We start from the raw sequence: 13983 nt of genomic DNA, 5'->3' as shown, positions 1-13983 counted from the left end.
CCGCATTACGCGTCGATCGCGTCCTTGATCCGTTTGCGGCTGAGCGGCAGCTCGCGCAGCCGCTTGCCGGTTGCATGCGCGATGGCATTGGCGAGCGAGGCGGCGGCCGGGCCCTGCCCGGTCTCGCCGCTGCCGAGGAACGGCTGGCCGGGGCGGTTGATGATGTGGACGGCGATACTGTCGGGCACCGCATTGAAGCGCAGGATCGGGTAGGTCTGCCAGTCGATGCTGGTGATCCTTGTCTCGTCGAAGGTGACGCTTTCATAGAGCGTCCAGCTGGTCGACTGCACGATCGCGCCCTCGATCTGGTTGGTGATGCCGTCCGGATTGACGACCTGGCCGGCGTCGACGGCGGCGACCGCGCGCACCAGCCGGGCCCGCCCGGTTTCTCGATCGACCTCGACCTCGGACGCGATGGCGCAATAGGCGGCGAGATTCTTGTAGCGCGCGAACGCAAAGCCGTAGCCGTGATTTCGCAGCGGCTGCTGTCCGCGCGTCCAGCCGAATTCCTCCGCGGCCTTCTCGACCACCGCGCGGCCCCGCTGATCGTCGAGATGCCTGAGGCGAAACTCGACCGGATCGGCGCCGGCGAGATCGGCCAGTTCATCCATGAAGCTCTCGGTCGAGAACACGTTGTGATAGGCGCCGAGCGCGCGCATCGCGGAGATCCGCAGCGGCATCGCGGGGATGAAGTGATGCATCACATGCGCGTTCGGAAAATTGTAGATCGGGATCGCGTTGCGATCGCCGCCACCCTCCGGCAGCGGCAACGGCTTTGGTGCCGGCACCGCGAATGATCGCGCCATGTGCTGGGCCGCAAGCAGCGCGCCGGCGCCGCCCGGCCGCATCGAATGGGTATTGCTCCACACCGCGAAATTCCAGTCGGCGATCTTGCCGTCGGTCGTGAGCGACGCGCTCAATTTCGTCACCATCGCCGGGCCATAGGGCTCCCAGCCGTGCTCCTGCTCGCGCATCCACTGCACCCGAATTGGGCGCCCTGGCAGCACCCGGGCGATCAGCGCGGCGTCGGCCGCGGCATCGTCGGCGCCATTGTGGCCGTAACAGCCGGAGCCTTCGACATGGATCAGGCGGACGCTGGCGGGCGTCATGCCGAGCATCTCGGCGATCGCCTGCCGGTCGGGATAGACGCCCTGCGTGTGCGTCCACACCGTCATCGCGCCGTCGACGAATTGCGCGACCGCGCAGGACGGCCCGATCGAGCCGTGCGACTGGTAAGGCCGCGCATAGGTCGCTTCGAGCGACCGCGCGCCGCTCACCGTGGGATCGCTACGCTGCAAGATCGCGAAATCCTGAGAGGGCAGCGTGGTCAGCACGTTGGCCAGATCGTGCTGGTTCGGCAGCTTCGCGCTCTCCCGCCACTTCGCCGCGGCAGCCAGCGCGTGCATGGCCTTGACCGCCGAAAATTCCTTGTCCGCCACCACGGCCAGGAAGTTGCCGTCGCGCACGATTTGAATCACGCCGGGCATTTTCTTGATCGCGGCCGTGTCGCATTCCACGAGCTGCGCGCCGTAGCTCGGCGGGCGCACCACGCGCGCATGCACCATGCCGGGAAGCCGCATGTCCTGCACATAGGCGGCGCCGCCCGTGACCTTGGCCGGAATATCGACGCGTGGCACCGGCTGGCCCATCACCTTGAAGCTCGCCGGATCCTTCAGGCTCGATGTCGGTTGCGCCTGGACGTGCAACATGTCCGCGGCGACAAGCTCGCCATAGCCCAGACGCCGGCCATCGGGAGCAATGACGGCCGCATTCTCGGTTCGCAAGCCGTCGGGCGGCAAGCCGAAACGCTTTGCCGCCTCGGCCACCAGCAACATGCGCGCTTGCGCTGCGGCATGCAGGATCGCCGTGCCGCTGTCTTGCATCGAATGACTGCCGGACGTGTAGCCCTCGTTCGCCGTGAGTTTGGTGTCGGCGGTGATCACCTTCAGCGCATCGAAGGGAATATCGAGCTGCTCGGCCGCAATCTGCTGGAACGCGGTGCGGAATCCCTGGCCGAGTTCGGCCTTGCCCGTGAAGGCCGTGACCTGGCCATTGGCATCGATACGGATCCAGGAATCCAGATTGGGCGTTTTGGCCAGGCTGCCCGGCAACGCCGGGCCCTGCGCAGCCTTCTGCTCCTGCGCCACCGCATGGCGCAGCGAGAAGCTGACAATCAGCGCACCGCCGCCGGCCAGCACGCTGCGGCGATCGAGAATTACCGGCGCGGTCATCGGACGCTCCTGTCGCTTGCGGCGTCGGCCGTATCCATCAACCTGGCGGCGCGGTGCACCGCGCGCAGGATGCGCATATGGGTGCCGCAGCGGCAGAGATTGGGCTCCAGCTCGGCGCGGATCTGCGCATCCGATGGCTTCGGGTTGCGCATCAGCAGCGCCTGCGCGCGCATCATCATCCCGGCGATGCAGTAGCCACACTGCGCCGCCTGCTCCTCCATGAAGGCGCGCTGGATCGGCGCCGGCGCGGCCACGGTGCCGAGCCCTTCGAGCGTCGTCACCTGCTTGCCCTCGACCAGGACCAGCGGCGTGACGCAGGACAGCACCGCCTTGCCGTCGACGATCACCGTGCAGGAGCCACATTGCCCGAGCCCGCAGCCGAACTTGGCGGCATTGAGCGCCAGATCATTGCGCAGCACATAGAGCAACGGCGTATCCGGCTCCGCATCGACCTGATGATCCCTGCCATTGACCTTCAATGTCATCATGGCTTGCCTCGCTGTCTGGATTCCGCCGGCGTGTCGCGCGCCGCAAGCGACGTGGCCTGCACCGCCCGCGCATCGCGCACCGCCTTGTCGAGATTGGCCCACGCCGGCCGCTTGCCGAACCGCTCGCGCAGATAGGCCGTGAGCGCGACCATCTGCGTATCATCGATGCTGCTGGCGAAGCCCGGCATGATCGGGCTGCGCTCGCCTTCGACGGCGCCAACGCCCGACAGCACGATATTGAGGAGGTTGCGCGGGTCGGGGCTTGCGATCGCCGTGCTGAGCGCGAGATTCACGCCGCCGTAGGGCAGCGCGCGGTTGCCCTCATGGCAGGAGGCACACGCCGCGGCATAGATCGCTGCGCCGGCCGCATGGGTCTGTGCCGCATCATCGGAAGACGATTGTGCGACGACGTCGGCCGGCCGCTTGCGATCCGGCGCCGGCGCGCCCGAGATATCGGCCATGTACACGGAGATGGCCCGCACGTCGCTGTCGGGCACCGTCGCCAGATTGCCGACCACTTCAGCCATCGGCCCGCGCGCGGTGCCATGATCGGCCTGCCAGCCGTGGCGCAAATAGGCGTAGAGCGCGTCGGCGGTCCACCGCACCGGGGCGTGCGAGGTGTCGTTCAGCGCGTAGGCGTGCCAATTGTCGACCTCGCCGCCGGAGAACTGCGCATTCACCCGCTCGGCGCCGAGCGCGTTGCGCGGCGTGTGGCAGGCGCCGCAATGCGCGAGCCCCTCCACCAGATAGGCGCCGCGGTTCCATTCCGCGCCCTTCGCCGAGTCCTGAGGGGCATCGCCGCTGCGCAGATACAGCAGCTTCCACCCTGCAATCAGCGGTCGATAGTTGAGCGGGAACGAAAGCTGATTCGCCGGCGGCGACGCGTGGACCGGCTGCCGCGTCATCAGGAACGCATACAGCGCCCGGTCGTCCGCATCCGAGACGTTGGTGAAATGGTCATAGGGAAAGGTCGGGTAGAGATGCTGGCCATCGCGGGCGACGCCGGAGCGCATCGCGCGGACGAACGCCTCCTCCGGCCAGCGCCCGATGCCGGTTTCGGCATCCGGCGTGATGTTGGATGAGAAGACGATGCCGAACGGCGTTGGAACCGGGAGCCCGCCGGCATAAGTCGCGCCGCCCTGCACGGTATGGCAGGTGTTGCAATTGCCGATCGCGGCGAGTTCGCGGCCGCGTTTGACCACATCGGGGTCGAAGGTATCGGCCCGCGGCGGCGCAATGGCGGCAATCTGCGGCCGCCAGGCGACGGCAAAGGCCGCCGCCGCGCCCGCGACCAGCACGATCGCGGCAATGCCTGTGATGATCCGCAGCTGACCAGTCATGCTGAATTGAGTTTGTTGTTGGGACGTGTATTAACACCTTTCGTTCCGGTATCGTTCGGCCAGAAGACCTCGATCACCGCCTGTTGACCTCAAGGAATCCTGAAAATCCCAAAGGGATCGCGCAAGGGATCATGACCGCCCAGCCCGCCCTCGATCGCGCATCCGCCCCGTCTCGCGATGCGCTGTCCGTGCTCAGTTCCGTGTTCGGCCTGTCGGGCTTCCGCGGCGCGCAGGAAAACATCATCCGTCACGTCACCGATGGCGGCAATTGCCTGGTGCTGATGCCGACCGGCGGCGGCAAGTCGCTGTGCTACCAATTGCCGTCGCTGCTGCGCGACGGCTGCGGCATCGTGGTATCACCTTTGATCGCGCTGATGCGCGACCAGGTCGCGGGCCTCACTGAAGCCGGCGTCAACGCCGCGGTGCTGAACTCGACGCTGTCCTATGAGGAAGCCTCCGAGGTCGAGCGGCGGCTGCTCGCCGGCGATCTCGACCTGCTCTATGTGGCGCCGGAGCGGCTGCTGACGCCGCGCTGCCTCAATCTGCTCGGCCAGGCGCAGATCGCGCTGTTTGCGATCGACGAGGCGCATTGCGTCTCGCAATGGGGCCATGACTTCCGCCCGGAATATATCGGCCTGTCCGCACTCGCCGAGCGCTTCCCCAAGGTGCCGCGCATCGCGCTGACCGCGACCGCGGACGCGCTGACCCGAAGGGAGATCGCCGAGCGGCTGCAGCTTACCGACGCGCCGCAATTCGTCGCGAGCTTCGACCGGCCCAATATCCGCTACGAGATCGTCGACAAGCAGAATGCGACCACGCAGCTGAAGAATTTCATCAAGGAGCGGCATGCCGGCGACGCCGGCGTGGTGTATTGCCTGTCCCGCGCCAAGGTCGAGGACGTCGCGGCGGCGCTGAGCGAGGCCGGCATTCCGGCGCTGCCCTATCATGCCGGGCTCGATGCCGGCGTGCGCGCCCGACATCAGGACCGCTTCCTCAACGAGGACGGGCTCGTGATCGTCGCCACGATCGCCTTCGGCATGGGGATCGACAAGCCCGATGTGCGCTTCGTCGCGCATCTCGATCTGCCGAAGAGCATCGAAGCCTACTACCAGGAGACCGGGCGTGCCGGCCGCGACGGCAAGCCGTCGGCGGCATGGATGGCCTACGGCCTGTCCGACATCGTGCAGCAGCGCCGCATGATCGATGAATCGACCGGCTCCGACGCCTTCAAGCGCGTCTCGGTCGGCAAGCTCGACGCGCTGGTTGCGCTGGCTGAAACGGTGCATTGCCGCCGGCAGCGCTTGCTCGGCTATTTCGGCGAGACCCGCGCGGAGGATAGCTGCGGCAATTGCGACAACTGCCTGACGCCGCCGCGCGTCCGCGACGGCAAGGTGCTCGCACAAAAGCTGCTGTCCTGCGTCTACCGCACCGGCCAACGTTTCGGCGCCATGCACCTGATCGACGTGCTGGTCGGGCGGCTGACCGAACGGGTCAAGCAGTTCAACCACGACCAGCTGTCGGTGTTCGGCATCGGCCGCGAGCTCAACGAGAAGCAATGGCGCGCGGTGCTGCGCCAGCTGGTGGCGATGGGCCATCTGCGCGCCGACAGCGATGCCTTCGGCGCGCTTGTTCTGACCGACAGCGCCCGCGGCGTGCTGAAGGGCGAGACCGCGGTGATGCTGCGCGAGCAGCCGGAAGGCGCGCGCAACCGCGCGGTCCGCGGCAAGTCGCGCCGCGGCGAGCTTGTGCCAGCGGCCGACAGCCCGGGTGGCGTCGCAAATCCCGCGTTGCATGCGGCGTTGCGCGCCTGGCGCTCGGATGTCGCGCGCCAGCGCGGCGTGCCGGCCTATGTCGTGCTGCACGATTCCACCATCGACGGCATCGCCGCGATGCGGCCGGACACGCTCAGCGAGCTGCGCAACATCGCGGGGATCGGCGACAAGAAGCTCGAGCATTACGGCGACGAGCTGATCCGCATCGTGAAGACGACAGGAGCGTGACCGGTCCTCTCGACGCCGAAGCGACGACAGTCGCTTTGGCCGGCGCTGAGACCGAGGGAGCCGCAGCTCAACGCTGGTCAGCGAGACAGCATTTCTTGTATTTCTTGCCGCTGCCGCACGGGCATGGGTCGTTGCGCCCGACATGGCGCAAGGGATTCCTCACGGGTTCGGTGTGGCTCCACAATGTATCGAGATCGTCCCCAAAGGGGGCGTCCAGATCGTCGAAGGTCTCGTTGTAGCCGTAGTCGGTCCCTTCCATTTCCTGGACCGCATCCTTGATATAGCCGAGGCCAACTTCCTCGAATCGTGCGATTTCCTCGGGTCGCTGCTCGGCATCGACGAGCATTTCGTCGAACTCGCGGCGTTCTGTCATCCAATCGGGTATACGCCCGTCATCGAAAGCGCGATACGCCAAGGGCGCCAGCTCGCGCAGCCCCAGGAGGGCAATTGCCTGCTGCCACGCGTACCAGGCATGGTTCTCGTCATCCGCCAGGTTTTGCTCGTGGAATGCTTTGAGCAGGCGCTGCATGCGCTCCCGCCCGATCATCCCATTCCATGTGAGGAAGGTGGCCGCGCCGAGAACCTGCTCGCGCGCAAATTGATCGACGGACTGATCCACGACCAGACTCAACAAGGCGTCGACATCCCCGTCAAAGACACCCGCGACAATGCGCGCCATGCTTTCGGTCAGGCAGTCACCCAACAGGTCATCAAGTTCGCTTTCGGGTCTGCGCAGCAGTCGCAGCAGGTCGCGGCAAACATCCGTGTCACGAGTTCCACCGAGGATATAGACACCTCGGAACAGCAGCCTGGCCTCATCGTCGGACAGTTCCTCGCCGTTCCCTGCCCGGGCGACGATGGCGCGCAGCGCGGGGGCCGCTTCTTCCATTCTGATCAGGCACATTCCGACTGCGGCCGCAGGCAATTGTTTCTCGGTCGCGACGGCCTCAAGATAGTCTTCGATCGGCCCCAAATCGCCCAACTCGAAGATAGCTTCTACTTCTTCCTTCTTCATGAGACCTCGATCTTCGCGGGCAGATGAACGGTCACGACAGAACAACTACCCGATCACCGCTTATCCCCATCTTCTCCCAGAGACAGCATAGGAGCTATTCGCTGGACGGCAATACGCTTGCTTGCGGGCCGCGCCGCCCTCGCCCTAATCTTTGCCTACCGCGTCCAACGAGGCGCGGACAAGACATAACGATATAGGGAAGAGACGGCCCATGGCTCAGGAGAGCACCGCGCGCAAAACTGTGCGCCCTGCCGAGACCGGAACGTTCGATGCCGTGGTGATCGGTGCCGGGTTCGCCGGCATGTACATGCTGCATCGGCTGCGCGGACTCGGCTTCACCGCGCGGGTCTATGAGGCCGGCGGCGGCGTCGGCGGCACCTGGTACTGGAATCGCTATCCCGGCGCGCGCTGCGACGTCGAGAGCCTGCAATATTCCTTCTCGTTCTCCGAGGAACTCGATCAGGACTGGAGCTGGTCGGAGAAATATTCTCCGCAGGCTGAAATTCTCGCCTACGCCAATCACGTCGCCGATCGCTTCGATCTGCGCAGCCAGATCGTGTTCGACACCCGCGTCACCGCGGCGACCTTCGACGAGCAGGCAGGCACCTGGCTGATCGAGACCGACCGCGGCGACAGGGTTACCGCAAAGTTCTGCATCATGGCGGTCGGCTGCCTGTCGGCGCCGAACCGGCCGGCTTTCCCGGGCATGGCGGATTTCCGCGGGCCGATCTATCACACCGGCGAATGGCCGCATGAGGGTGTCGACTTCAGCGGCCTGCGCGTCGGCGTGATCGGCACCGGCTCGTCGGCGATCCAGTCGATCCCGATCATCGCGCAGCAGGCCTCCGAGCTCACCGTGTTTCAGCGCACCGCGACCTGGTCGGTGCCGGCGTGGAACGAGCGGCTGTCGGCCGAATATCTCAAGGAGGCCAAGGCGCATTATCCGGAGCTGCGCGCCAAGGCCCGCGCGCGCCCGACCGGCTTCTATTTCCAGTTCAACGCCCAGCCCGCCTTGCAGGCGAGCGAGCGGGAGCGCGAGCAGCAATATGAAGAAGCGTGGCAGCGCGGCGGCCTGCCCTTCCTCGGCGCGTTCGGCGATCTCCTGTTCGAGAAGGCCGCCAACGACACCATCGCCGATTTCGCGCGCGAGAAGATCCGCGGCATCGTCAAGGATCCCGCCACCGCCGAATTGCTGTGCCCGCGAAACGTGTTCGGCTGCAAGCGGCTCTGCGTCGATACCAATTATTTCGAGACCTACAATCTGCCGCATGTGAAGCTGGTCGACGTGTCGACGACGCCGATCGATCGCTTCACGACGGAAGGCATTGTCGTCGACGGCACCGAATACAAGTTCGACGCGATCGTCTCCGCCACCGGCTTTGCCGCCATGACCGGCTCGTTCGACAAGATCGCGATCACCGGCCGCGGCGGGCAGACGCTGGCCGAGAAATGGCGCGCGGGCCCGCGTGCCTATCTCGGCCTTGCCTCCGAGGGCTTTCCGAACCTGTTCATGATCACCGGGCCCGGCAGCCCGTCGGTGCTCGCCAGCATGATCCAGGCGATCGAGCAGCATGTCGATTGGCTGGCGGATTGCATCAGTCATATGCGCGACATCGGCGCCGGCACGATCGAGGCGGTCCGCGACGACGAAGACGCCTGGGTCGCCCATGTCAACGACGTCTCAACGGTCTCGCTGCGCTCGACCTGCAGCTCGTGGTATGTCGGCGCCAACATCCCGGGCCGTCCCCGCGTGTTCATGCCCTATATCGGCGGCTTCCCGATCTATGTGCAGAAGTGCAATGAGGTGATGAACTCGGGTTACGACGGCTTCGTGCTGCAGGGTGGGCGCAACGGCAATGCACCGCCGCAGGTGCGCTTCACCGAGCGCTGGCAGGTACCGCTCGACATCGAGGTGATCTCGCCGGCCGCGGTCGCCGCGAAGCGGGTTCCCGTGGTCTGAGTGCCGGCGGTATCCCCACCGGGATTGCGCATGATAGTGTCGCGCCGGTCCGCGCTTGGCATCGCGGAGCGCACGGGGGACGATGGCCGACACGGCATTGCAGGGACTGGTCGAGCGGATCGGCGCGGATCACGTCGTGCGCCGGCTTGGGATCGAGGCCGCGCATGAGAAGCAGGTGTTCGGCCAGGGCACGCTGCTGTTCAACGTCGAGAACTGGAAACTGGCGCCGCGGATCATCGAGACCGCGCTCAAGGTGACCGGCCTGCACGGCCGCGCGCGGCGTAATGCCGATAGGGTCGAAGTGCGGCACAATCTGGTGACGTCGGCGCGCCTGCCGGCGGCCTTCGACGGCTTCGCCATGCTTCAGCTCAGCGATCTCCATGCCGACATCAGCCAACGCGCGATGCGGCATCTGATGGACATCGTGAGCGATATCGCCTGCGATATCTGCGTTCTCACGGGCGACTACCGCGGCAAGACGTATGGGCCGTTTGAAACGAGCCTCGCGTTGATGCGGGATCTGTGCGCGCGGATCAAGCTGCCGCTCTACGGCATCCTCGGCAATCACGACAGCATCCGCATGACGCCGGCGCTGGAGGCGATGGGCATCAGGATGCTGTTCAATGAGCAGGAGTCGATCACGCGCGATGGCGCGACGATCCACCTCGCCGGGATCGACGACGCGCACTTCTACCGCACCGACGACATTGCAAGGGCTGCCGCGGCGATCCCGCGCGATGCGTTCTCGATCCTGCTGGCACATACGCCGGAATCCTACCGCGCGGCGGCGGCGGCCGGCTTCGACCTGATGCTGAGCGGCCATACCCATGGCGGCCAGCTCTGCCTGCCTGGCGGCATCGCGATCAAGCTGGAGGCCCGGCTGCCGCGCCGGATGGGCCGAGGCGCCTGGCGCTTCGGCACGCTTGCCGGCTACACATCGGCCGGCGCCGGCACCAGCCTGGCGCCGGTGCGGCTGAACTGCCCGGCCGAGATCACGGTGCATTCGCTGCGGCGGCTCGACCGCTGAGCTCTGATACCCGCCCGTAGGCGGCAGGCGCAGGCGCGCATTGCCAATATCGAAAACAACCCCATGCAAAGGAGCCGGCGGCTGCCCGGACGCGCAGCCGCAGGTAAAATCGTATGGTCGACAGCGGAGAAAGCGGTAGCGGAGGTCTCAATTGCCCTTCTTCGCACTCGCGCTCTGCTCGTTCACCGTGCAGGTGATCAGCAGCGTGTAGCCGCGCGCATTCTTGGCAATCTCGGCGGTTTCCTTCTTCATCTCCTCGCGCCACTCGGCGGTCCGGTACGCCACCGCGCTGTTGTCGAGAAAGTCGCGCAGCGCGCCGGTCTTGATCGCGAAATTGATGTTCTCCGGGATGGTCCCCGTCGCCCGCGCCATCCTGACCGCGTCGAGCTTGGCAGCCACCACGCCGACCACCGCGCCGGTAAGGTCGAACAGCGGACCGCCGCTGTTGCCCGGCTGCACGGCGGCGCTGATCTGCAGATGACGGGTATCGTTGAGGATGCCACTCAGCGAAGAGACAATGCCCGTGGTGACCGTGAAATCGGATGTCAGCAATCCGTGATAGGGATAACCGATCGCCACTACGCCGTTGCCGACCAGGATGGGGTTTTGCCTGAGGCTGACGACATCCTTGAAAGGGGTCGGCGCCTGCAGCAACGCGAGATCATTGGTCTCGTCATCGGACACCAGGCGCAGCTTGACCGGCGCCTCGCCGCTCAGGTTGCCCGTGATCTCGCTGCAGCCGCCGACGACATGGTGATTGGTGACGACGTGGCCGCTGCTGCTGACCACAAAGCCGGTGCCGGTCCCCGATCTCGCCTGCTTCGCCGGCGGCGCGCTGGGTGCTGCAGCCTGCTGCGGCGGCGCCGCCGCAGGCTTTGTCGCGACCGCGAACTCGCCGGCATTGGAGACGCCGTTCTTCTTCACCGAGACGACGCAGTTGAGCAGAGCCGGCAACAGCTGCGCGGTCTGATTGAGGTTGAACTGAAACAATTGTCCCTGCGCGAATGCCGTCATCTGGCGCGCCTTGCGGAACTGGTTGATTAGACTGGAATTCACCGGCATCTCGACATTCACGAGCTGGGTGCCGAGCGGCATGCCGTAGACGTTGAACGCCGGCTGGCCGTCAAAGGTCAGCGCCAGCGGAAAGGCCTCGCCCGGCGTCAGACGCCAGCTGTCATGGGCAAAGCCGAGCCGCCAGCTGCCATTCTCGGCGATCGACACCATGAAGAAGATGCCGCTTTGATAGGTGGTGCCCGCCGAGCAATGGGTGAAGGCGCCATTCTTGTCGTTGGTGAAAGCGCCGCCCTTCCAGTTGCCGACCGTGATCGAGCCGTAGGGACCGCGGGCGCTCGACGGAGTTGCAGACGCAAACAGCCACGCGGCCGCAACGGCCGCCCAGATCGCAACTCTCATGACGCGCACTCCCCCAGCCACAACCCATCATAGGAGGCGTCGAAATTCATCCGCAAGTGGTGCGCGGCTTGGTCTTTGGTCCTGCGGCCACGCAAGTCCGCCGCGGATGAGGCGATCGCCACACCCTCAGGTTACAGAACCTATGTTCCTATTATGTTCCTATGTCAACCGAGGTACTGGCCGTATTTAAGCCCCGTGTCCCAAGTTGAATCTTGGAGTGTCTTAATTCCGATTAAGCTAACGAAAACCGTAACTTGGCCGATGTTCTCGGCAAGACTACTGAGTCGCACGCCAGATGTTCTGGCTTTTGCAATCCGCCAAGTGTTCTCGCTCCACAGGGCAGAAGTGTTACCGGGGTTCTCCGTGGGTGAACGGAGTTCCAGCCTCCGCTACCGTCCCCCTTAGCATTCCGATGGAATAAGCCCGCCATCGCAGGGGTTGGAAGCTGAGGGAGGTCGACCAAGCCATGGAAAGCGAAAGTGCGCCTTCAGGGCCGGGTGAAGCCGCGTGGGAAGCGTTGACATTCGATGAGCCCGTCATCGTCGCGCTTGCTATTTGGGCCGCGCTATTGGTGGCCCACGTCATCGCGGCGTCGGTGTATTGGCGGGAGCAGCGCAGCCCGGAATGGTTGGCCGTTCTTGCGATCTTGGCCTACTGGCCAATCCTGGTGTCGATCATAGGTCTCGGCCTTGTTCTAAAATATCTGATCCGACCGCTGATCGGACAAATAAAACTGTTCCGGCGAAGGTCCGATATCAAAGGCGTCGTTGAGTAAGGCCGCCTCAGTTGGCGGCCTCTCCGTTTATGATCTCGATCCATCGGCGCAAGCTCGATTCAAATCGCTCGCGCACTTCTGCTTCCGAGTTAGCCGTCACGCCAAATGAGAGCGGCGCCTCCCTTCCTGTGGTTGCGATCCATCCTCCGCAAGCTCGCGGCTGAATCTCCGGCACAATCCCCGGCTTGGGGCTGAAACATAGGCAAATGCAGGCCCGGTCGAAGCGCCCTCTAATACGACACCATGACGTCGGAAGAGATGCGAGCGATGGCAGCACAGTGCGATGATGTGGCCGTGAAGCTACTCGCTCCCGAGCGCGCCATTGTCCGGAACGTCGCAGCCCAATCGCGTATGCTGGCACACCAATCCGAGATGCTACGTAGAGAGTGGCGATCAATCAGGCCTTCCAGCGAGACTGTTCCCCGTGACGCCCTCAAGGAAACGGCCCCAGCGCGTTGGAACGAACGCTGAGGCCGCCTTACCGCGCCGCTGAGAATAAGGCGGCCCCGGCACGTAGCTAGCGCCGGGGCCAGAGGGATTGTCATTCCCATGAGAACTCGACCCTGCGCCCAATAGGTCTGTTCCCGCATTTGCATAGGAAAGTCAGCTTGCGTTTCATCGCAGATGCGATGCGGCACTCAAGCAAACGGCCCCAGCACTCGGGCAAGGAGGCTGAGGCCGAGGAGCGCCCGTGGGGTAGGGAAAGATTATGGACCCCCCGCGTGAGCTAGAACCTCGATGGTACGGAAGGGCATTTGCATATGTGAATGAGTGTCCTGATTTCCCCAAGCGAATGTCCTAACTGGGACAGCATCTCAACCGGGGTGCTGTCCGCATTTAGGCCCCGTGTCCCAAGTTGATTTTGGAAGTGTCCTGATTAGAAAACGGCCCCAGCGCCGGGAGAGCGCTAAGGCCAAGTTGACGTTTCCAATGAGCTACGGCAGTTCAGCCGATCAGAAGCCAGCCTAAGCTGATGATGAACGCGACGAGCGATATCCCCGCCAAGCCTATGAGGCTGAACTCGACGCCATCTAAATCGGGCCTGAACATAATGTTCAAAGCATTACACGTCGGATCGGCGGGCGCTTTAGCGTATGTCAGTCAGCGGCTGTGTCCAATTTCCAGATTCCACCGGGCATCAGATGTCCTAATTCCCCTGTACGAGTGCCCTAACCAGGACAGCACCTCAACCGGAGCATTGCCGCCAAGGCGGACGCTACTGCGGCTCCCCGACCGAGGAGCGCGCCGGCGGATTTGGATCGCTGAACCAGTACCAGGATGCGAGGGCATGGACGCCGACGCCGATCAGGAAGATGCCGGCGTAGAGCTCGACCGCATGATTCATCGCCAGCAGGCGGGGATGCTGCGCGGCACCCTGGCCCTGGTAGGTCCAGACCCAGTGCCCCACGGCGACGATGCCAACGCCGAGCGCGGCGATGGCTCGGCCGGCCGCATTCATCATCCTCACGCGATGGTCTCCCAACTCGCCCGGCCAGGCAAAAATACCGGGCGAAGCTGACGCGGACCTGACGTGGGACATGGAACGTAGCCCGGATGGAGCCAACGGGTCGCGCGAACGCGTGCCCGACGACAGGCTCCGCGAAATCCGGGACTTTCTATCCGCGCTGCTGAAGCCTGCCGGACTACGCTTTGCTTTATCCGGGCTTCTGTAACGGGCCTTGGTTAGTCAATCCCTTTTCGCGTCATCCACTCGCCGGGCACTTGCTTCTGTAC

General features: G+C 64.7%; 9 protein-coding genes and 2 pseudogenes. 4 read left to right on the top strand and 7 right to left on the bottom strand.

The window, feature by feature from the left end:
• Positions 1-5 precede the first annotated feature (5 nt).
• The 3 genes from Q2M23_RS35680 to Q2M23_RS35670 are packed head-to-tail and all read right to left on the bottom strand — an operon-like array spanning position 6 to position 4059.
• Positions 6-2231 carry a xanthine dehydrogenase family protein molybdopterin-binding subunit gene (locus Q2M23_RS35680; RefSeq protein ID WP_316398529.1) on the bottom strand — a complete coding sequence of 742 codons (2226 nt, stop codon included), beginning with the start codon at positions 2229-2231 and terminating at the stop codon, positions 6-8.
• Positions 2228-2719 (bottom strand): (2Fe-2S)-binding protein, encoded by a 492-nt coding sequence (locus Q2M23_RS35675; protein ID WP_076834854.1) that lies wholly within the window; start codon positions 2717-2719, stop codon positions 2228-2230. The genes Q2M23_RS35680 and Q2M23_RS35675 overlap by 4 nt, the downstream gene beginning before the upstream one ends.
• Complete coding sequence (locus tag Q2M23_RS35670; protein WP_316398528.1) at positions 2716-4059, bottom strand: cytochrome c; 1344 nt, start codon at positions 4057-4059, stop codon at positions 2716-2718. Before Q2M23_RS35670 ends, Q2M23_RS35675 begins: the two co-directional genes overlap by 4 nt.
• Positions 4060-4190: 131 nt before the next feature.
• On the opposite strand from Q2M23_RS35670, the gene recQ reads away from it, so the two are divergent.
• Positions 4191-6059 (top strand): DNA helicase RecQ, encoded by a 1869-nt coding sequence (gene recQ / locus Q2M23_RS35665; protein WP_316398527.1) that lies wholly within the window; start codon positions 4191-4193, stop codon positions 6057-6059.
• Between the two features lie 67 nt (positions 6060-6126).
• Here the strand turns inward: recQ and Q2M23_RS44195 are convergent.
• Both Q2M23_RS44195 and Q2M23_RS35660 read right to left on the bottom strand, forming a co-directional pair.
• A pseudogene (locus Q2M23_RS44195) lies at positions 6127-6228 on the bottom strand (SEC-C metal-binding domain-containing protein); the annotation flags it as partial.
• A gap of 96 nt (positions 6229-6324) precedes the next feature.
• Positions 6325-7074 (bottom strand): annotated as a pseudogene (locus Q2M23_RS35660) (DUF1186 domain-containing protein); the annotation flags it as partial.
• Between the two features lie 211 nt (positions 7075-7285).
• Here Q2M23_RS35660 and Q2M23_RS35655 point away from each other — a divergent pair.
• Both Q2M23_RS35655 and Q2M23_RS35650 read left to right on the top strand, forming a co-directional pair.
• Positions 7286-9034: a flavin-containing monooxygenase gene (locus Q2M23_RS35655; RefSeq protein ID WP_229193356.1), complete on the top strand. Its 1749-nt coding sequence runs from the start codon at positions 7286-7288 to the stop codon at positions 9032-9034.
• An 82-nt stretch (positions 9035-9116) separates the two neighbouring features.
• Positions 9117-10061: a metallophosphoesterase gene (locus Q2M23_RS35650; protein WP_316398525.1), complete on the top strand. Its 945-nt coding sequence runs from the start codon at positions 9117-9119 to the stop codon at positions 10059-10061.
• Positions 10062-10208: 147 nt separating this feature from the next.
• Here the strand turns inward: Q2M23_RS35650 and Q2M23_RS35645 are convergent, their stop codons facing one another.
• Positions 10209-11474 carry a S1C family serine protease gene (locus Q2M23_RS35645; RefSeq protein WP_253605153.1) on the bottom strand — a complete coding sequence of 422 codons (1266 nt, stop codon included), beginning with the start codon at positions 11472-11474 and terminating at the stop codon, positions 10209-10211.
• A gap of 466 nt (positions 11475-11940) precedes the next feature.
• Here Q2M23_RS35645 and Q2M23_RS35640 point away from each other — a divergent pair, with 466 nt between their 5' ends.
• Positions 11941-12249 (top strand): hypothetical protein, encoded by a 309-nt coding sequence (locus tag Q2M23_RS35640; protein WP_229193518.1) that lies wholly within the window; start codon positions 11941-11943, stop codon positions 12247-12249.
• Between the two features lie 1216 nt (positions 12250-13465).
• Here the strand turns inward: Q2M23_RS35640 and Q2M23_RS35635 are convergent.
• Positions 13466-13711, bottom strand: a complete 246-nt coding sequence (locus Q2M23_RS35635) for a hypothetical protein (protein WP_245311945.1) — start codon at positions 13709-13711, stop codon at positions 13466-13468.
• Positions 13712-13983: the final 272 nt, after the last annotated feature.

Source organism: Bradyrhizobium sp. 33ap4 (assembly GCF_032654765.1).
Lineage (GTDB): Bacteria > Pseudomonadota > Alphaproteobacteria > Rhizobiales > Xanthobacteraceae > Bradyrhizobium > Bradyrhizobium australafricanum.
Note: the sequence above shows the minus strand (reverse complement) of the source record. Positions and strands in the feature narration are given on the sequence as shown.